Source organism: Streptomyces sp. NPDC088400 (genome assembly GCF_044753355.1).
Classification (GTDB): domain Bacteria; phylum Actinomycetota; class Actinomycetes; order Streptomycetales; family Streptomycetaceae; genus Streptomyces.
The window spans coordinates 173,845-193,366 of sequence record NZ_JBIVMZ010000013.1; the positions used below are offsets into that span (position 1 = coordinate 173,845).

The following is a 19,522-nucleotide window of genomic DNA, read 5'->3' on the forward strand; positions in this document are numbered from 1 at the left end:
GAGAGGCATCCGGACTCCGGGCCTCCTCCTTCATACGATTTCGGCATCACCGATCAACAGCTGGGAGCATCCCCATGGCCAACGGGCCCACCCTCCAGAACGTCTCGTTCCCGAGTGCCGGCACCACCGCGTACGGCTACCTCGCCGTACCGCCCGCCGGACACGGTCCCGGCATCATCCTCATCCAGGAATGGTGGGGCCTGACCGCCCACATCAAGGATGTCGCCGACCGGTTCGCGAAGGCCGGCTTCGTCGTGCTCGCGCCCGACCTGTACGGCGGCCAGGTCGCCCACGACGCCGACGAGGCACTGCGCATGATGAGCGAACTGCCCACCGCGCGGGGCGTCGAACTCCTCTCCGGCGCGGTCGGCCACCTGCTGAAGCGCCCCGAGACGGACGGTGACACGGTCGGGGCCGTCGGCTTCTGCATGGGCGGCGGATTCGTCCTCGGCCTCGCGGCCAAGGACCAGCGGGTCTCCGCGGCCGTCCCGTTCTACGGCGTCAATCAGGACGGCATCCCCGACTTCTCACACCTCCAGGCGGAGATCCTCGGCCACTACGGCGAGCAGGACCCCACCGTGCCGCCGGCGAGCCTCGAAGAACTCGGGAAGACGATCGAGGCCCAGTCCGGCATCGTCCCGACGTTCCACCTCTACCCGGGCGCGGGCCACGCCTTCTTCAACGACGGCCGCACCGAGGCGTACCACGCCGAAGCCGCCGCCCAGGCGTGGCAGCGCACACTCGATTTCCTGCGCACCCAGCTCACCGGGACCGGCTGACCGGTCGGCACCACGGCACCCCGTGAGCGCCGGCCCGGCCCGGCGCTCACGGAGCCGGGGTCAGCGCCGGCGGCCCCGCGGCGCCCAGCCGGCGCCGATGCCGGCCATATGCAGCGCGAGCAGGGTCAGACCGAGGAGCATCAGGCTCGTCGGCGCGAAGAGGGTGTCGACCGCTGTGTCGCTGGCATTGATGATGAATGCGATGGCGAAGAGCACTGCTGCAGCGAAACCCAACATCTGTCCACTCCTTGCTGATTGGACGGCCGGCCACGGCTGGACGCGATGGCCGTACCGTTGTTCGCCGAGTGCCCGCCGGGAACCGGATCAGTCGTGCGTCGCCGCTCCGGACCCGACACCGGCTCAGGAGAGTGCCGCCCCCTGCCGCAGCAGCAGCGCGACATCGACGCCCGCCACGAGGATCGCCGCGAGGAACGGCACCCTCGGCCGGCGACGGCCCATCAGCGATCCGCCCACCGCCGCGATCAGCGCCAGGGCCACGGCGGTCGCACCGAGCGTGCCGGGCCGGACGAGGGCCAGCAGAAGCGTGGCCGCCACCAGGGGGGCCGGCAGCAGCAGCCGTACCGCCGTCGGCCCCAGACGCTGCGGCCAGCCGCGTACCCCCGTGGCCAGATCGGCCCCGATGTCGGGCAGCACATTGCCGAGATGCGCGCCGACCCCCACCAGCGCCGCCGCCGTCACCGCCCACCACGCGGGCCAGGGCTGCCCTGGCAGACCGAGCGTCACGAAGGCGGGCAGGGAGGCGAACCCGATCGCGTACGGCAGCCAGGACAGTACGGTCGACTTGAGCCGTACGTTGTACGTCCAGGCCGCGGCCACGCCCACCAGGTGGACCGCGCCGGCGAGGAGTCCGTACGCGAGGGACAGCGGCACGCACAGCGCCACAGCGACCAGGGCCGCGGTCCGTACGGTCCGTGCGCTCACGGCCCCGCCCACGACCGGCTTGGTGCTCCGTCCCACCGCCGTGTCGCGTGCCGCGTCGATGGCGTCGTTGCTCCAGCCGACCGACAATTGCCCGGCCAGTACGGCCACCACGGCGAGCGCGCACCCCGTTGGGTCCTGCCCGGCGGCCACCGCGAGGCCAACGGTCAGCAGGGTCACCGCGACCGTGGGCACCGGATGGCACGCCCCGAGCAGGGCGACCGCCGCCTCTCGCGGCCGCGGTCCGGGTGCCCCGTCAGGTGTGCCGGGCGTACGGGCGAGTGGTGCGCGGTCGCTGGTCCCTGCCCGGTCGATGGCGTCCACGCGCCCATCGTAGGTGTCACACCACCACCGGACGGGTGCGTCGTGGCCGCACCCGTCCGGGTACGGAACAGCCACGTGCGAGGCCCACCGCACCGGCTCGTCGAGGGGCCGTACAGGGGACTTCGTGTGTGGCGTCGTGGTGCGGGGGGAGGGATTGCACGTCAGTCGCCCCCGACCTCGGACCGCAGATGACCCGCATCGCAGCCGTCCACGGAGCCCTGGCTCCGCATCAGCACACCCAACACGACATCACGGACATGGTCGCGAAGGCCTGTCTTCCCGAAGGGTCCGACCGCCGGGTGCTCGACCGGCTGCACCGGAGCGCGCGTGTGGCCACGCGCCATATGACACTGCCGCTCGACCGGTACGACGACCTCAGGGACTTCGGCGCGATCAACGACGCCTTCATCGCGGCGGCCGTACCGCTGGGCGCCGAGGCCGTCGCGGGAGCGCTGGACGCGGCGGAGCTGTCCCCGCGCGATGTCGACCTGCTGATGTTCACCTCGGTGACGGGCATCGCCGCGCCGTCCGTGGACGCGCGGCTCGTGGGACGGCTCGGCCTGCGCCCCGACGTCAAGCGCGTACCGGTCTTCGGCCTGGGCTGTGTCGCGGGAGTGGCGGGAATCGCGCGGCTGCACGACTTCCTGCTCGGGCGGCCGGACGGCGTGGCCGTCCTGCTCTCGGTCGAGCTGTGCTCGCTGACCTTCCAGCGCGACGACATCTCTCCGGCCAACATGGTCGCCACCGCGCTCTTCGGGGACGGCGCGGGAGCCGTCGTCGCCTGCGGCGCCCGGCGCCCGGCCACCGGGCCCGTCGTCGTCGACACCCGCAGCCACCTCTACCCGGACACCGAGCAGGTGATGGGGTGGGACATCACCGGCTCCGGCTTCCGTATCGTCCTGGACGCGTGCGTCCCGGACCTCGTACGCAAGAACCTCGCCGCGGACGTCGACGGCTTTCTCGCCGGTCACGGTCTCGTACGCGAGGACATCACCGCGTGGGTCTGTCATCCCGGCGGGCCGAAGGTGCTGGAGGCCGTCGAGGAGGCCCTCGCACTGCCCGACGGGGCGCTCGACGTCACCTGGCGCTCGCTGGCGGCCGTGGGGAATCTGTCCTCCTCATCCGTGCTCCACGTCCTGCGCGACACGCTGGCCGAGCGGCGCCCACCGGCCGGCACGGCGGGACTGCTGCTCGCCATGGGGCCCGGTTTCTGCTCCGAACTCGTCCTGCTCCGCTGGTAGAGAGTTCGCTGGTGGAGAGTCCGCCGGCGGAGAAGGAGGGGAAGACATGATCTGGTATCCGGTGCTGATCCTGGCCGTCGTCGCCGAACGCGTCGCCGAGCTGGTCGTCGCCCGCCGCAACACGCGCTGGAGCACGGAGCGCGGCGCCGTCGAGCGGGGGCGCGGGCACTATCCGGCGATGGTCCTGCTGCACACCGGACTGCTGCTGGGCTGCCTGGCCGAAGTCCGGGCGGCCGACCGGCCGTTCGTGCCGGTGCTCGGCTGGACGATGTTCGCCGTCGTCCTGGCCGCGCAAGGCCTGCGCTGGTGGTGCATCCGTACGCTGGGGCCACGCTGGAACACCCGGGTGCTGGTCGTGCCGGGTCTTCCGCTGGTGACCGGCGGACCCTACCGGCTGCTGCGTCACCCCAACTACGTGGCGGTGGTGGCCGAGGGCGTCGCGCTGCCTCTCGTGCACGGCGCCTGGCTGACCGCGCTCGTGTTCACCGTACTGAACGCGGCGCTGCTGACCGTCCGGATACGGTGCGAGAACCGTGCGTTGGGCCTGGCCGCCGCAGGAGCGCGCGCATGATCGATCTGCTGGTGGCGGGAGGCGGGCCGGCCGGTCTGGCCACGGCGGTCCATGCCACGCTGGCCGGCCTGGAAACAGTCGTGATCGAACCGCGCACCACTCCGGTGGACAAGGCCTGCGGCGAAGGCGTGATGCCCAGCGGCGTACGCGCGTTGACCGCGCTCGGGCTGGACATGCCACCGGGCCACCCGCTGCGCGGCATCCGGTACGTACGCGAATCCCGCAGTGCCGAGGCCCCGTTCGACGACGGACCGGGGCTCGGTGTGCGGCGTACGGACCTGCACGCGGCCCTGGCGCGGAGGGCCGACGAAACCGGCGTCAAGGTCGTGACCGGCCGGGTCGGCGAGGTGGAGCAGAGCGCGGACTCCGTGTACGCGGGCGGGCTGCGGGCCCGCTGGCTGGTGGCCGCCGACGGGCTGCACTCGCCCGTACGGCACCGTCTCGGGCTCGGCCTGCCCGATCGCGGGCCCCGGCGCTACGGCCAGCGCAGGCACTACCGCGTCAAGCCGTGGACGGACTTCGTGGAGGTGCACTGGTCGTCGGCGGGGGAGGGCGGCGAGGCCTATGTGACACCGGTGGCCGACGACCTGGTGGGGGTGGCCGTGCTGAGCGGCGTGAAGCGCGGTTATGACGAACATCTGGCCGCTTTCCCGCGGTTGCTGTCCCTGCTGGACGGCCCGTCCGTGAACGCCGTGCGCGGGGCCGGACCTCTGCGGCAGCGGGTGCGCCGGCGTACGGCGGGCCGGGTGCTGCTGGTGGGCGACGCGGCCGGGTACGTCGACGCCCTGACGGGCGAGGGCATCGCCCTCGCGCTGGCGTCCGCCGAGGCGGCCGTGCGGTGTCTGCGGGCCGGACGGCCGCAGGACTACGAAGGGCGCTGGCGGAGTCTGTCCCGGCGCCACCGGCTGCTGACGGAGGGGCTGTTGCGGGTCAGCGGGCGTGCGGCGGGCGCCCGTCTGATCGTCCCGGCCGCCGCCCGGATGCCGCCGCTCTTCGCCGCGGCGGTCCGCGCGTTGCAGTGATCACGGACGCGCGCTCCGGCGCCCGCGGCCCGTCAGAAGCCGCGCGTGTGCGCGGCGTCAGGGGGAGAGGTCGCCCGTCGTGTCCGTCGCCGGCCGTGTCGTCGCGCTCGCCGAGTGCGGCAGCACATGGGTGAGGTAGTCCTCGATCGTCGTCTCCAGGCCGACGTCGTGGCCCGCGCTCTCCGACAGATACCAGCGGTGCTCCAGCACCTCGTGGTAGATCTGCGCCGCGTCCATCTCGCCGCGCAGCTCGCGCGGTACGGCCCGTACGGTCGGCCGGAAGACATCGCGGACCCAGCGGTGCGCCAGTACCTCGGGCCGGGCCCCCAGCGGATCGCCGGGAGCGTAGTCCTCCTCGCCGGCCATCCAGCTCTCCAGGTCGTTGAGCAGGCGCCGCGCCTGGTTCTCCTCGGCGTCCAGACCCGTCAGCCGCAGCAGCTGCCGCTGGTGATGGCCCGCGTCCACCACCTTCGGCAGGAACGTCACCGTGCCGCCCGCAGGGGAGCGTCCGATCTGCATCTCCGCCACGTCGAAGCCCAGGTCGTTGAGGCGGCGGATCCGCCGGTCGATGTAGTGCCGCTTGTCCACCGGGTACACCGACTCGCGTGTCAGCTCGTGCCACAGATCCTCGTAGCGCCGGACGATCGCCGCACCGAACGGCACCGGATCCACCGAAGGATGCAGGGCGCCCGACGCCTCCAGGTCCATCAGCTCCCCGGCGATGTTCACCCGGGCCAGCTCGATGTCGTACTCGCGCTGCCCCCGGCTCAGACTCGGCTGGATCTGCCCCGTCTCGGCGTCCACCAGATACGCGGCGTACGCCCCCGCGTCCCGCCGGAAGAGCGCGTTGGACAGCGAGCAGTCGCCCCAGGCGAACCCGGCGAGGTGCAGTCGCACGAGCAGCACGGCCAGCGCGTCCATCAGCCGCTTGACGGTACCGGTACGCATCGTGGACTCGAACATCGAGCGGTACGGCAGGGACCCCTTGAGGTGCCGTGTGATCAGCGCGGGCTCCAGCGGGGCGCCCTCGGTGTCCACCCGCCCGGTCACCACCGCCACCGGGTCGACGGCCGGAATGCCGAGGCGGTGCAGATCGCGCAGCAGCCCGAACTCGCGCACCGCGCCCCGCTCGGAGATCTCCTTCACCGCCACCACCTCGGGCCCGGCGGACGCGAAGCGCACCACATGGCGGGAGATACCGCGCGGGAGCGCGACAAGGCACTCCTCGGGCCACCGGTCGAGCGGGGTGTTCCACGGCAGATCCAGAAGCACCGCGGGCTGCTCCGGATTGGTCGCGCTGATCTGCAGCCCCATCGTGCCTCCCACAGCGGTCGTCGGCGGAGACGGAACCGCGACCGCCGAGAACAGTGTGCCGGATCCCACGGACACCGCGGCCTGGCATAGGGGGTGCACAAGCGTTTACCCTGGCGGTGAACAGCTGTGCACCCCTGCCGCGACCCACCCCGTACGGAGCGAGATGACCGGAGCGATATCCCCTCCCACCGAGGCCCCGCACCCCCGATTCCTGGTCGCCGTCCTGGCCTTCTGCGGTGTGGTCGTGGCGGTCATGCAGACGCTGGTCGTGCCCCTTCTGCCGCATGTCCCGGCGCTCACCGGAGCCACCCCCACCGCCGCCAGCTGGCTGGTCACCATCACGCTGCTGACCGGGGCCGTCTGCACCCCCGTACTGGGACGGGTCGGCGACATGTACGGCAAGCGCCGGGTGCTCCTGGCCTCCCTCGGGGTGCTGGTCGCCGGCTCCGTGCTGTGCGCCGTCAGCTCCCACATCGCCGTGCTGATCACGGGCCGTGCGCTCCAGGGCGCCGCGCTCGCCGTCGTACCGCTGGGCATCAGCATCATGCGCGACGAGCTCCAGCCGGACCGTGTGCTGCCCTCGGTCGCGCTGATGAGCTCGACCCTGGGTATCGGCGCGGCCGTCGGACTTCCCGTCGCCGCCCTGGTCGTCGAGCACTACGACTGGCACACCATGTTCTGGGCCTCGGCCGGGCTCGGTCTGCTCGACATCGTGCTCGTACTGCTCTGCGTCCCCGAGTCGCCCCTGCGCTCGCGCGGCCGCTTCGACGCCCTGGGCGCGCTCGGTCTGTCCGCGGCTCTGGTCTGTCTGCTGCTGGCGGTCACCCAGGGCGGCGACTGGGGCTGGACGTCCGCGCGCACCCTCGGGCTGCTTGTCCTCGCCGTGGTGATCGGACTGCTCTGGGGCCGCTACGAGTTGCGTGCCACCACCCCCGTGGTCGACCTGCGGGTCTCCGCGCGGCCCGCGGTGCTGCTGACGAACATCGCCGCCCTGCTGATCGGCTTCGCCTTCTACGCCAACTCGCTGTCCACCGCCCAGATGGTGCAGGAGCCCACGAGCACCGGTTACGGCCTGGGCGCGTCCATCGTCGTCAGCGGGCTGTGTCTGCTGCCGGGCGGTCTCACGATGGTCGCCCTGTCGCCCGTGTCCGCCCGGATCTCCGCCGCGCACGGGCCCAGGACCACCCTGGCGCTCGCCTCCGCCATCCTGGCCGTGGGCTATGTGGTGCGCTTCTTCACCAGCCATCAGCTGTGGACGATCATCCTCGGTGCCACCGTCGTCGCCGCGGGGACGGCCATCGCCTACTCGGCGCTGCCCGCGCTCGTGATGAGCGCGGTGCCGGTCGGTGAGACCGGCGCGGCCAACGGCCTCAACACCCTGATGCGGTCGGTCGGGCAGGCCTTCTGCAGCGCGGCCGTCGCGGCCGTTCTCGCCAACGTCACTTTCGAGGCCGGCGGTCGTACGGCCCCGACGCTCCACGCCTACCTGCTGGTCTTCCTCATCGCGGGTGGTGCGGCGGTGCTCGCCCTCGCTGTCACGCTGTGTCTGCCACGTCAGCGACGCCGGACCACCGGCGGGGTCGAGCCGGACCGGACGGCGTCGCTCGCCCAGGAGGGCGTATGAACGGGCAGGCAACCGGCGGAACGGCGGGCGGCGCGGCTCTTTCGGACGCGGGTACCGGCCGTGACGCGATTCTGCGGGCCGCCCGGCGCGCGTTCGCCTTCCGTCCCTATGCCGAGGTGACCCTGCGGGGCATCGCGGCCGACGCCGGGGTGAGCGCCTCGCTGATCGTCAAGCACTTCGCCACCAAGGAAGGGCTGTTCAACACCATCGCCGACTTCGGCCCCGCGGCCGACCGGCTCTTCGCCGCGCCCCTGGACGGGCTGGGCCGGCACCTGGTGCTGACCCTGGTGCGCAGCCGCCGCGAGCAGCAGGGGGACCCACTGCTGCGCGTGGTGTTCTCACTGGGCAACGACGACGAACGCACCCTGCTGCGCGAACGGTTCGGCGAGCAGATCATCGAGCGGCTCGCCGCGCTCCTGACCGGTCAGGAGCGCACCCTGCGGGCCGAGTTGATCGCCGGCCAGCTCCTCGGCCTGGGCGCCACGCTCAGCCTGCGCCGCGCGGGCGCGAGCGCTGAGGCCACGCCCGAGCGGCTGGCGGATCTGTACGGCCCCGGGCTCCAGCGCCTGATCAGCGCTTGAGCAGCAATTCGGTGTTGCGGTCGGCCGACTTGCCCGCCGGCTTGGTGGTGGAACCCGGCGCGTTGAGCGCCAACTCCCGGTAGAGCGCGGCCAGACCGGTCTGCGAGAGGTCCTCGAAGTCGGTGCGGTGCGGCGCCGACGACTCGATCAGCGTGGTGAACAGGGACAGGGTGCCGTCCCCGTTGTCGGCGATCTCGATGACCCGGGCGAGCTGCGGGAAGTCGATGTGGGAGGCGGTGGAGATCTCCCAGAAACTGTCGTGCGCGAGAACGGAGTTGCGGTGGCTGTGGCCGTTGACCCAGGCCAGCACATTGCGGTGCTGCTTGAGCAGGGCGAGGACCTCGTCGCCGTTGTGCCGGGCATCGCCCGTGGGGTCGGGGTGGGTGTTGGTCATCGTCCAGCTGTTGTGGTGGCTGAAGACGACGACGTATTCGTCCCGGAGTTCCTTGAGCGTCCGCTCCAGCCACTTCAGCTGGGTGGTGTCGAGCGAGCCGGTGAAGTGCCCCGCGCGGTCGGTGGTGTCGAGGCTGATGCCCGTGACCTTCTCCCCCATGGGGAAGGTGTAGTAGAGCGTGTCGCTGTCGAGATTGGCCGCGGTGTAGCCGTGACCGGCCGGTCCCTTCCCCGCCTGCTTCGGGTCGAGGTGCGCGCTCAGGTACTCGTGCGGCGTGAAAGGTGCCCGGCTCGGGTCGGGGGTGATGGAGCGCATCCGGCGCTTCGAGTCGCGCAGGAGCTCGACCAACGCCGTTCCGGTCGGGTCGCCGCCCTTCGAGATGATCTCCATCAGCCGCTTCGCGTCGGCGTCCGGGACGGCGTACAACTTCCGTGACCCCACGGCGAATTCAGCGAGGAAGCCGGACGTGTCGGCGATGGCGCCGCTGGCCAGACCGTCGTGGTTGCCCGCGGTCGAGTACCACGGCATCCGCAGTCCCGGACTGTTCACGGAGCGGATCGTCGCGGCGAGGAACCCGTCGATACGGGGAAAGCCGAGCTCCTTGTCGGTGTCCCGGCGGCCGTCCTCCGGGTGCCAGTACAGACGCTCGCCGGAATTCTGCGGGCCTTCGTACTGCCGGGAGTTCCCCGTGTTGGGGGAGATCCGGCCACCGCTCATCACCGTGAGGAACCAGTCGAGTTCCGCCCGGGAGTTGTTGTCGGTGTTGTCCCCGGTGGTCACGGCGAAGGACAGCGGAGCCCCGGTCGCGGGCCCCTCCGTCAGGGCGTTGATCTGCTCGACCAGGGCCACCGCGCCCGGCACGGTGAGCGCCTCGTGCGGCCGCCACGCCGAAACCTTCTCCGCGCGCATGTACTCGGTGCGCACCGGGTGCTGGACATCGGTCAGATGCAGATCGGTGAGCTGTACGAAGGAGCTGAGGACGGTACGGCGCTCGGCGCGGCCGGACTTGCCGGAGGCGAGCTCGTCCCGTACGACCAGGTCCCAGCCGGGGCCGTCACCGAGCCGCCGGAAGGCGGCGGATTCGTCGAGTGGTGTGGCGACCGAGTCCAGCGTCGTACGGGCGGGAACGGTGCGGGTGGGTGAGGCGGAGGTACGGGGCCCCGGCACCGTGGGCGCGGTGGTCTTCCCGGGTGCGGCCGAGGCCTCCTCCGTGCCACCACCCGCGCCGAGCGCCAGTCCGATCCCCGCCGAAACGCCGACCGCTCCGGTCGCGGCGAGGAAGGAGCGACGGTCGACGGCGTTGGCTGCGGAGCGTATCCGTGTCATGGGGCGGTCTCCCGAGTACGAGCGCATCAGCAAGGCGCGCCGGGGGACGGCCCCCTGGCTACTCCTTGATGTTTGGCACTCGGCGTGGCCTGCGCGTGAACGACGTTCCAACGGCCGACGCCCATCACCGCACGGGAAACACCTGATCGGCGAACCGTCGCCGGGCCCTCGGCCGCCGGACCGGAGCCGGTCACTTACCGTTCACCGCAGAGGGAAGCGGGAGCTCCTGAGCTGGGGTGACCGGAGGAGAAAAAAGAAGAACGAATCTGATGCGCATAACCCTTGAGGGAGCGGGCACACGCCTCTCTGAGCTGAGCTCACGGCCTTCCCCCCCCGCCGTTCGAGCTCCTCGGCCCCACCGGCGCACCCCCCCTTCGCCGGTGGGGCCATACTTTTCCGGCCTGGATCACGGGCGGTGGCCGCCTGTCCGGGGCGTGAGCGACCCGACCGGGCCGGGACACGCTCAGCCGGTGGTGATCAGGGGCAGAGGTGATCAAGGGCAGAGGTGATCACGCTCAGCCGGTGGTGATCACGACAGGCCCTCCGCCGGGGTCGGCCCGGTCGATCCAGTCGGCGGAGGCGTACAACGGCCGGTTGGGTACCGCGCCCCGGAGCAGCCGCTCCCGGTGCAGCACCCGCCCGCCCTGGCTTATGACCAGGACGGACAGCCGGCCCGCCGGTTCCGCCGTACGCAGTGTGAACCGGCCCAGGGGCGGCCGGGGGCCGTGCGGATCGATACGGTTCGGCGCGACCCATCGCAGCGGCGCGGCCACCTCCACCGGCACCTGTCCGCCCGGCCAGGCGCCGTCCGCCAGATACCGGAGCACCGGGCCCGCGACGAGTTGGCCCTCCCGGGCGGCGGTGCCGGCGGGCTCGACGGCGTGCAGCAGGTTGCCGACGGCGAAGACCCCGGGCGCGGCCGTACGGAACGATGTGTCGACCGCCGGGCCCCGGGTGCCCCGGTCCAGGGCGATCCCGCCCCGCCTGGCCAGTTCGTGGTCGGGGATCCAGTCACCGGTGAAGACGACCGTGTCGCAGGCGACGGTCGTCGTCCTGCCGTCGGTGTGCCGGAGCGCGACACCGCGGAGGCGGCCCCGGCCGAGCAGTCCGGCGACCGTCGTGCCGGTGAGGAGGGGGATCCGGCGGTGCAGCCGGGCGTCGAGCCCCGATGCCCAGGAGGTCTGGTGACGCGGTTGGTCGGTGATCATCGCGGCGACCTCGACCCCCGCGCTCCGCAGGGTCCGTACGGCGGAATAGCTGACGGGCTCGGCGCCGACGACGACGGCCCGCAGTCCGATCCGCTGATGGTGCGGATGGACGGACCGCTGGAGCTCGCCGGTGGTGAACACACCGGCCGGCCGGGTGCCCGGCACCAGCCGTGCGCTGCGCGGGCGTTCGCGCGCACCGGTGGCGAGGACGACCGCCCCGGCCGTGAGGCGCTCCAGCCCGTCCGGGGCGGTGGTGTCCACGGCGAGCCGGGTCGGGGCGTCGGGCGTGTCCTGACGGCCGAGGGGCGCGTCTTCGTGACGGAACGGGCCCATCGGCTCGTGCTGCCCCGCCCAGCCGGTGACGGAGACCCCCGTGCGCAGGACGGCTCCGGCCCCGGTCGCCAGGTCGCACCAGTGGCGGGCGTACGCGGGGCCGCTCATCGGCCGCCGTAGCTCGCGCAGCCCGAATCCGGCGTGGTAGCAGTGCCGTGGGACACCCCCGGCCTGCTCCTCGCGGTCGACGACTTCGACCGTACCGGCGCCCGCGGCGGACAGCCGGGCAGCTGCGGCCAGCCCGGCCGGACCCGCGCCGATCACCAGCACATCGACCGTACGCCGCCGCCGGCCGGGCTCGGGGGCCGACGGAACGCCCCGGTTCGTTGTCGCGCTCATGATCCGACCTCCGGCCGCAGGGATGGTTCGTCGCCGTCCGGAGCGAACAGCGCGCGTACGGCGGCTCCGCAGTAGAAGCCCTGGCACCGGCCGCCCCGCGCACGGGTACGGCGTCGCAGCCCGTCGAGCGAGCCGGGCGGGACGATGCCGGCGAGGGCGTCGCGGATCTCCCCGCGTGAGACGCGTTCGCAGTGGCACACGATCCGTCCGTACTCGGGATCCGACGCGATCAGGTCGGCGCGCTGATAGGGACGGGGGAACGCCTCCCCGATGTTCGGCATCGTCACGGGGGCAAGTTCTCGCGGTGTCCCCAGATCCTGGCCCGTGCCGGCCAGCAGCTCCACGACATGGGCGGCGATCGCCATCGACGCCGTCAGGCCGGTGGAACGGATGCCGCCCACCGTGACGTACCGCTGCCCGGGATGGCAGCGGATCCGGTAGTCGTCGTCCTCGGTGGCGGCACGCAGCCCGGCGTAGACGGCGGTGACCTCTTCTTCCAGCAGTTCCGGCAGGATCCGCCCGCCCTTCTCCCGGAGGAAGGCGAGCCCTTCGGCGGAGGAGCCGGTGGCCCCTTTGTCCGCCAGGTCCTCGGCGGTCGGGCCGAGCATCACATTGCCGTACACCGTCGGTGCCACCAGTACGCCCTTGCCGAGCGCGGTGGGTACCGGCAGCAGGATGTGCCGGACCAGGCCACGGGCGAGCTTGTCGAAGACCATGAGCTGCCCGCGTCGCGGAGTCACCGTGAAGTCGGCGTGGCCGAGTGCGCGGTCGATCTCGTCGGCGTACAGGCCGGCCGCGTTGACGAGCGTACGCGTACGCAACGGGCCGCGCGTGGTGATCAGTTCACGCGGGGACCCGCTGGTGACGCTCTCCACCCGGCAGTTGAGATGCAGAGCGGTCCCTTCCCGCACGGCCTGGGTGGCGTACGCGAGGGTCGTCGTCCACGGACAGATGATGCTCTCGCCGGGGACGTCGAGCGCGCCCAGCGCGCCGGGGCCGAGAGAGGGCTCGCGGGCGTACAGCTCGTCGGGGCCGATGACGCGCGTCTCGTGGTACTCGTTGCGCTCGGCCTTCTCCACCAGCCGTGGCAGGGCGGCCAGTTGCTCGTCGTCCCAGGCGACGAGCAGGGCGCCGAGCGGTTCGACCGGGATACCGCTACGTGCCGCGTAGGCCGACAGCCGCCGCTGCCCGTCGCGTACCAGCCGGGACTCCAGCGAACCGGGCACGGCGTCGAAACCGGTGTGCAGGATCGCCGTGTTGGCCTTCGACGTACCGTCGCCGACGTCGTCGGACGCCTCCACCAGCGCGACACGCAGCGGGTAGCGGGTCAGCTCGCGGGCGATGGCCGTACCGACCACTCCGGCGCCGATGACGACGACGTCGTACACCTCGTCCGGCAGGGTTCCCGAGGTCGTGACAGTCATGGGGCTCCAGGTTCAGGTCCACGTCCGGTTTCGGGTCCGGCTTTCAGGTCCGGATTTCAGGTCCCGGTTTCAGGTCCCGGTTTCGGGTCCGGTTTCAGGTGGGGGGTCGCCGAGAGTGGGTCCAGGCCCGGGGTGCTCCGGCCTCGGGACCGCTCTCAACGCCCGGCGGTGGGCGGGGGAGTACGGTCGAGCAGCGTGGCCACCGCGGAGCGGAAGACGCCCAGACGGTCGGCCGCCTCGGCCGCGCCGATCCGCGGTTCGTAGACCGCGGAGGGTTTCCACTCCGGGATCACCCCCGCGGTCGTCAGCTCCGGATCGAGCCCGAGACGCGCGAGGGCGCCCACGCCCAGCGCTGTGGCGTCGGGCAACGCCGATACCTCCACGGGGCGTTGCAGCAGGTCGGCCTGGGTCTGCATCAGCAGCGCCGACCGGGTCAGCCCGCCGTCCACCCGCAGGCCGGTCAGCGGCGTGCCGAGATCGGTCGCCACCGCGTCGGCGAGCTCCACCACCTGGGCGGCGATACCCTCGACCAGCGCGCGCACCAGATGCCCGGCTCCGGTGTCCAGCCCCAGGCCGGTCACCGAGCCACGCAGATCGGTGCGCCACCACGGCGCGGCCAGTCCGGCCAGCGCCGGGACGAACGTGACGCCACCGCTGTCCGGTACGGACGAGCCGACCGGATCGAGATCGGCGGCCCCGGAGATCACCCCGAGACCGGTGAGCCAGCGTACGGCCGAAGCCGCCGTGTAGACCTGTCCGTCGAGGCAGTAGCTCGTACGTCCGCCGAGCCGCCAGGCGACACAGCTGACCAGTCCGCTCGTTCCCCGGCGCGGGCGGTCGCCGGTCTGGGCGAGCAGGAACGCCCCCGTACCGTAGGTGCACTTGGCCGATCCCGGTTCGGTCACGTCCTGCGCGAACAGCGCGGCCTGCTGGTCGACGAGCAGGCCGGTCAGCGGGATCTCGCCGCCGAAGGCGGTGGTGGCGCCGACCGGGCCCGCCGCGTCGACGATGCGGGGCAGCTCCTCGTCGGACAGCCCGAAGATCTCCAGGGCCGCCGGTGACCAGTCGACACGGTCGAGGTCCAGCAGCTGGGTGCGTCCCGCGGTCGCGGCGTCGGTGACGAACGCGCCGCCGGTCAGCCGGTGGACCAGCCAGGAGTCGCTGGTGGTGACCACGCCCTCGCGGGTCAGCTCGCGCCGGATCCACGCCATCTTGGGCGCGGCGAAGTAGGGGTCGACGGGGAGCCCGGTCAGCCGCCTCAACTGCTCGTCGTACGGGGCGAGGCCGGCGCAGAGCGGCTCGGCGCGCCGGTCCTGCCACCCGATCGCGTCGGTGAGCGGAGCACCCGTGGCGGGATCCCAGGCGAGCACGGTTTCACCCTGGTTGGCGAGGCCGACAGCCGCGACCGGTTCGGCGGCGTCGGCGACGGCCTGGCGTCCGGCGTCGAGTACGGAGGCGAGCAGGACGGCCGGATCGACCTCCGCCAGCCCGTCGGCGCCGTAGCGGGGAGGTGCCGGGGCCGCTCCCGTGCCGATCACCCCGCGTTCGGGACAGATGACCAGCGCCTTGGTCGACGAGGTGCCCTGGTCGATGGCGAGCACGGGCCGGCCGGCCGAGCGGGCGGAGGCGTGTTGCGTGTACTGGGCAGGCGGCATGTCCCGTTCTTCGGTCGCAGAGTCGGTCGCGGCGGTTTGTCGCAAGGGTCGGTCGCGGGGGTCGGTCGTGCGGGGCAGTCGTGTGGGTTTGTCTCGGCGTGGGTGATCGCTGTGCGAAAGCGTGGTGCAGGTGAGGGCGGGCGTCAAGGGCTCTCGGAGCCGTCTGCGAACGCCGGATGACGGAGGGTGCCGCCCGGTTCCTCCTGGAAAGGATGAGTGAGTCCGTGCGAGGTTCGTCGCCTAACTCCATTTGATCAACAGAGAGTTGCGAAAGATCAGCAAAGTGTTCGAGCCTGACTGTTCAGGCCCCTACACTGATCGCCGAGCAGCGACAGGGTGCCCTCGACCAGTTCGTCCTTGTCCGTGGGCACGGCAGGCCCGTGCCTTCGTGGCAAACCGGATCACCTCACCCTCACCGTCCTAGAGGATCTATGACGACCATGTCTTCGCCCGGGCGCAACTCCGGTTGCGCCCGGTTGAGTACGGCCCGCAGGATGCCCGCGACAGGCGGGAAGGCCGCGACGCCCTCGGCGTCCGGGTGTCCGGAGTACGGGAGCACCTGTCACCGTCGAGTCCTGGGGCCACCGGGGGCGGGGGCCGGAGACCGGTGCTAGCTTCTCCCGTCCGGCCCCTGTGCGCCCGGTCGTCGCACGCGTGGACGGAGTCGAGCTGATGGCTGCCGAACGCTCTCGCCCGGTCTATCACCCGGCAGGCCATGACAACGAGTTGCGCGCCGCGGTACAGGATCTGCGTACCGGGCGCTGGCTCTCGATGCGCAACCTCCTCGCCGAGACGCTCGACTGGACGATGTGGACCCAGCGGACCCAGGTACTGGCGACCGTGGCCGCCGGCTCCGACGCCGTCCAGGCATGGCGTGCCGAGGAGCCCCGGAGCGTCGCCGCGATCGTGATGCACACCCGCGTGATGGTGGAGCGCGCCCTGCGGGCCCACCGCGAAGGCCACGCGCGCACCCAGGAACTGTGGCAGCAGGCGTGGGAGGCGTGTGGTGACGCCGCACGCCACGCACCCGACGACCCCGTGCCCTGGGTGTGCCTGCTCGCACTGGCCCAACTCGACGACCGGCAGCGGCTGGAGGAACACCGGCTGCCTCCGCCGGGACCGATGCTGTTCCCCGGCCCCTGGGCCCTGCTGGCCGAGGCCGACAAGCGGGATCCGTACAACCGCGAGGCCCACCACCGCATGCTCCAGTTCGTGTACGCGCGACGGACCGACGGGTCGGTGTCCGAAGCGTTCAATTTCGTTCAGTGGGCTGCCTCTTCGGCGCCGGTGGGCTCGGCGCTGCACGTTCTGCCGCTGTTCGTCAGGGTGGAGCGCTACCGCCGGGAGAACGGGCACAAGAAGGCGCTTGACCTCCACTGGGTCACGGAGGACGCCACACGGGACGCGCTGCGGGCCCTGGGCCTGTGGTTCGACCGGACGGCTCTCCCGGAGGCATCGCTGCTCGACCTCAACCATCTGGCGCACGCTTTGTGGGGATCGCTCCGATTCGCCGAAGCGGCCCGGGTGTTCGAGGCGCTGGGACCGTACTACGCCACCGTGCCGTGGACATACCGTACGCGCAGCCCCGGCGACGCCGCACAGGCCGAGGAGGTGTTCCTCCGCGCCCGGACCCGCTGTCTGAGCGTCCGTGACGAGCGGAGGCGGGGTTCGTCGAGGGGTTCGTCCGGCTGAGTGGTCCTGTCGGCCCGCTGCCCCGCCGTCCCGCTCTTCCGGAGTCCCGCGCACTGCCCGCACCACGCGCCACCCGCACCGTCCCCCGCGGCGCGCACCCCGTGTCCGCTCAACCGCACCACTTCCGTCCCCTTCTATCGCCGTATTGGTTTCTCTACCGGAGGTACCGCCATGTCCGTTTCCCCACCGGCCTGGTCGAAGCCCGATCTCGGGCCGCAGAAGGATGAAGAGCAGAGGCTTCGTGAGCTGGGCTACCAGCCGGTCCTCGCCCGCCGTATGGGAGGCTTCGGCAACTTCGCCATCAGCTTCTCGGTCATCTCCGTACTCTCCGGATGCATGACCCTGTACGGCTTCGGCATGGGCACCGGCGGCCCCTCCGTGATGCTCTGGGGCTGGGTGGGCGTCGGCCTGTTCGTGCTCTGCGTCGGCATGGCGCTGGCCGAGGTCACGAGCGCTTACCCGACCTCCGGCGCTCTTTACTACATGGCGGACCGGCTGGGTGGCCGCAAGTGGGGCTGGTACACCGGCTGGCTCAACCTGCTGGGGCTGCTGGGCGCGATCGCCGGTATCGACTACGGCGCGGCCCTGTTCACCGGGGCCTTCCTGAATCTCCAGTTCGGCTTCGAGCCCACCCCCGGCTCGACCTTTGTCATCTTCATGTGCATCCTGCTGCTGCACGCCCTACTGAACCTGTTCGGTGTGAGGCTGGTCAGTGTGCTCAACTCGATCAGTGTGTGGTGGCATCTGATCGGTGTCGCTGTCATCGTCGGCGCCCTGGCGATCGTCCCCGATCACCACCAGTCGCCCTCGTTCGTCTTCACCGAGTTCGTCAATGACACCGGCTGGCAGAACCCGCTCTATGTGGCGGCCATCGGTCTGCTGCTCGCGCAGTACACCTTCTGCGGCTACGACGCCTCGGCGCATCTCTCGGAGGAGACCTCGAACGCGTCGGTCACGGCCGCGCGCGGCATCGTCCGGGCCATCTGGGTCTCCTGGATCGCCGGCTTCGCCCTGCTGATCGGCATCACGTTCGCGATCCAGGACTACGCGGGCGCCCAGAACAGCGCCACCGGCGTGCCGCCCGCGCAGATCCTGATCGACGCTCTCGGCACCAGCGGGGCCACGGCGCTGCTGCTGCTCGTGATCGTGGCCCAGCTGTTCTGCGGCAACGCCGAGGTCGCCGCAGCCAGCCGGATGGTGTTCGCCTTCAGCCGGGACAACGCCCTGCCGGGCTCGGCGCTGTGGCGGCGCGTCAGCCGACGTACGCAGACACCCGTTCCCGCGGTCTGGCTGTCGGTGATCGTCGCGGGCCTGCTGGCCGTACCGTCCCTGTACTCCGCGACGGCGTACGGCGCGGTGACGGCGATCAACGTCATCGGCATCACTCCGGCGTACGCCATTCCCATCTACCTGAAGCTGCGCGCCGGCGGCCGCTTCCAGCCGGGGCCGTGGAGCCTGGGCCGCTGGAGCAAGCCGATCGGCTGGATCGCCGTGGTGTGGGTGGCTCTGGTGACCGTGCTCTTCTGCCTGCCCCAGTCGAACCCGGTGACCGTCGACTCGATGAACTACGCGGTGATCGCCCTGGCCGTGGTGCTGGTCCTGGCAACCGTGTGGTGGTACCTGGCCCGTGGCTCGTACAGCACCCCACAGGCGTACGGCAACGCTCGCGAACAGTCGGAGATCGCCGACAGCATTGTCTAGTGCCCCTCCCGTGTACGTGATGGCGGGGACCGGCCCGAGAGCCGGCCCCCGCCTGTTCAGTTCTCCTTGAGGAACTTCTTCGCCAGTTCGGCGCCGAGCCGGGCGGTGGCGTGCTGGTCTTCGAGGGGGGAGACCTTCGAGTTCTTGAAGAGGACGTACGTCACCCCCGAACTCGCACCGCCGCCCGCGGGGTCGGTGAGGATCCCCAGTCCCCGGGCCGCCGCGTACGACGCCTCCCCGATGATCCCGGGCGGTCCGGTGTCGCCGACGACGGCGTACCGCACCTTGTCACCGTGGATGACGGCCGCGACCGAGCCGCCCCGGATGCCTGACGAGCGGTAGTTCCAGATCTGGCTCGGAGTCGGTACGACGATGTACGGCAGTTCCTCGGCATTGAGCGGGCTGCCGTCGGACCGCGTATAGGCGGTCGTGTCTTGGAAGTAGGGATCGGACCGGCTGTTGCACCGTGCCGTGACCTGGCCGTCGCAGTCGATGTCCAGATCGGCCTTCCAGAACACGGCGCCCTTCGCGTCGCAGATGGGGATCGAGGCGGGACTGTCGTCGTCGGCGCGGTAGTTGCCCTTCGAGATCTGGTCGCAGCGGCCGGCCTTGGCGAGCAGAGCCGCCGCGCTGACCGGGCCCTCCTTGACCGAGTCGGCGGAGTCGGCGGAGTCCGCGGGCTCGGCAGGCTCAGTGGGGCTGCCGGGCCCGGGGGACACCGCGCGCTTGGCCGGCTGCTCCCTTCCGGCAGGTGGTCCTGCCGCGCCACCCGCGTCCGGTGGCAGGGAGATGGGCGGAAACCCGGTGGGCGCCGGCTCGACGGGCGACGCGTCGAGAGGCGGTGCGGCGGTGGGCGGGGCTTCCGGGGGGTCGGTCAAGGACGGGATGACGACGACAGCGGCCAGCATCGCCGTACCGACGGCGACGCAGGCGGGGGTGCGAGGGTGCACGAAGGTGACGCCTTTCCTGGGCGGGACGGCGGGACGGCGGGACGGCGGACGGGCGTGACGGCGGGACTGAGCGGCTCCGGGGACAGATGCGGGGCTCGGAGAGAG

Annotated in this window: 16 protein-coding genes; 8 read left to right on the plus strand and 8 right to left on the minus strand. The window is 71.7% G+C overall.

Annotation, left to right across the window (positions count from 1 at the left end):
- Positions 1-74: 74 nt before the first annotated feature.
- Positions 75-779 (plus strand): dienelactone hydrolase family protein, encoded by a 705-nt coding sequence (locus ACIQD6_RS28820; RefSeq protein WP_401887824.1) that lies wholly within the window; start codon positions 75-77, stop codon positions 777-779.
- 60 nt (positions 780-839) lie between these two features.
- On the opposite strand, the gene ACIQD6_RS28825 is transcribed toward ACIQD6_RS28820, so the two are convergent.
- Both ACIQD6_RS28825 and ACIQD6_RS28830 read right to left on the minus strand, forming a co-directional pair.
- Positions 840-1,016, minus strand: a complete 177-nt coding sequence (locus ACIQD6_RS28825; RefSeq protein WP_401887827.1) for a hypothetical protein — start codon at positions 1,014-1,016, stop codon at positions 840-842.
- 123 nt (positions 1,017-1,139) lie between these two features.
- The gene (locus ACIQD6_RS28830; RefSeq protein ID WP_401887829.1) at positions 1,140-2,042 is read right to left on the minus strand and encodes a UbiA family prenyltransferase; all 903 of its coding nucleotides are present in this window, start codon (positions 2,040-2,042) and stop codon (positions 1,140-1,142) included.
- Positions 2,043-2,230: 188 nt separating this feature from the next.
- Between ACIQD6_RS28830 and ACIQD6_RS28835 the strand changes: the two genes are divergently transcribed.
- From ACIQD6_RS28835 to ACIQD6_RS28845, 3 genes are read left to right on the plus strand one after another with little or no spacing between them, the layout of a single operon-like run.
- Complete coding sequence (locus tag ACIQD6_RS28835; protein WP_401887832.1) at positions 2,231-3,283, plus strand: type III polyketide synthase; 1,053 nt, start codon at positions 2,231-2,233, stop codon at positions 3,281-3,283.
- A gap of 46 nt (positions 3,284-3,329) precedes the next feature.
- A complete protein-coding gene (locus tag ACIQD6_RS28840) occupies positions 3,330-3,854 on the plus strand; it encodes an isoprenylcysteine carboxyl methyltransferase family protein (RefSeq protein ID WP_401887835.1) in 525 nt (174 codons plus the stop codon).
- Positions 3,851-4,876, plus strand: a complete 1,026-nt coding sequence (locus ACIQD6_RS28845; protein ID WP_401887837.1) for an NAD(P)/FAD-dependent oxidoreductase — start codon at positions 3,851-3,853, stop codon at positions 4,874-4,876. The genes ACIQD6_RS28840 and ACIQD6_RS28845 overlap by 4 nt, the downstream gene beginning before the upstream one ends.
- Before the next feature lie 57 nt (positions 4,877-4,933).
- Here the strand turns inward: ACIQD6_RS28845 and ACIQD6_RS28850 are convergent, their stop codons facing one another.
- Positions 4,934-6,190, minus strand: coding sequence for a DUF4032 domain-containing protein (locus ACIQD6_RS28850; protein WP_401887839.1), 1,257 nt, complete (start codon positions 6,188-6,190; stop codon positions 4,934-4,936).
- Positions 6,191-6,353: 163 nt separating this feature from the next.
- Between ACIQD6_RS28850 and ACIQD6_RS28855 the strand changes: the two genes are divergently transcribed.
- The gene (locus ACIQD6_RS28855; RefSeq protein ID WP_401887841.1) at positions 6,354-7,814 is read left to right on the plus strand and encodes an MFS transporter; all 1,461 of its coding nucleotides are present in this window, start codon (positions 6,354-6,356) and stop codon (positions 7,812-7,814) included.
- A complete protein-coding gene (locus ACIQD6_RS28860) occupies positions 7,811-8,395 on the plus strand; it encodes a TetR family transcriptional regulator (protein WP_401887843.1) in 585 nt (194 codons plus the stop codon). The genes ACIQD6_RS28855 and ACIQD6_RS28860 overlap by 4 nt, the downstream gene beginning before the upstream one ends.
- Here the strand turns inward: ACIQD6_RS28860 and ACIQD6_RS28865 are convergent.
- The 4 genes from ACIQD6_RS28865 to ACIQD6_RS28880 form a co-directional block, all read right to left on the minus strand.
- A complete protein-coding gene (locus ACIQD6_RS28865; RefSeq protein ID WP_401887846.1) occupies positions 8,385-10,115 on the minus strand; it encodes a TIGR03767 family metallophosphoesterase in 1,731 nt (576 codons plus the stop codon). The genes ACIQD6_RS28860 and ACIQD6_RS28865 overlap by 11 nt on opposite strands.
- A gap of 515 nt (positions 10,116-10,630) precedes the next feature.
- Positions 10,631-11,995, minus strand: a complete 1,365-nt coding sequence (locus ACIQD6_RS28870; RefSeq protein ID WP_401887849.1) for an FAD-dependent oxidoreductase — start codon at positions 11,993-11,995, stop codon at positions 10,631-10,633.
- A complete protein-coding gene (locus ACIQD6_RS28875) occupies positions 11,992-13,419 on the minus strand; it encodes an FAD-dependent oxidoreductase (RefSeq protein WP_401887850.1) in 1,428 nt (475 codons plus the stop codon). The genes ACIQD6_RS28870 and ACIQD6_RS28875 overlap by 4 nt, the downstream gene beginning before the upstream one ends.
- Before the next feature lie 155 nt (positions 13,420-13,574).
- On the minus strand, positions 13,575-15,074 hold the full coding sequence (locus tag ACIQD6_RS28880; RefSeq protein WP_401887852.1) for an FGGY family carbohydrate kinase: 1,500 nt from the start codon (positions 15,072-15,074) through the stop codon (positions 13,575-13,577).
- 672 nt (positions 15,075-15,746) lie between these two features.
- On the opposite strand from ACIQD6_RS28880, the gene ACIQD6_RS28885 reads away from it, so the two are divergent.
- Together ACIQD6_RS28885 and ACIQD6_RS28890 are read left to right on the plus strand one after the other, a co-directional pair.
- Entirely contained in the window at positions 15,747-16,766 is a 1,020-nt protein-coding gene (locus tag ACIQD6_RS28885) for a hypothetical protein (protein ID WP_401887854.1), read from the plus strand.
- 171 nt (positions 16,767-16,937) lie between these two features.
- Positions 16,938-18,467, plus strand: a complete 1,530-nt coding sequence (locus ACIQD6_RS28890; protein ID WP_401887856.1) for an amino acid permease — start codon at positions 16,938-16,940, stop codon at positions 18,465-18,467.
- 56 nt (positions 18,468-18,523) lie between these two features.
- Here the strand turns inward: ACIQD6_RS28890 and ACIQD6_RS28895 are convergent, their stop codons facing one another.
- Positions 18,524-19,417 carry a glycoside hydrolase family 75 protein gene (locus tag ACIQD6_RS28895; protein ID WP_401887859.1) on the minus strand — a complete coding sequence of 298 codons (894 nt, stop codon included), beginning with the start codon at positions 19,415-19,417 and terminating at the stop codon, positions 18,524-18,526.
- Between the last annotated feature and the right edge of the window lie 105 nt (positions 19,418-19,522).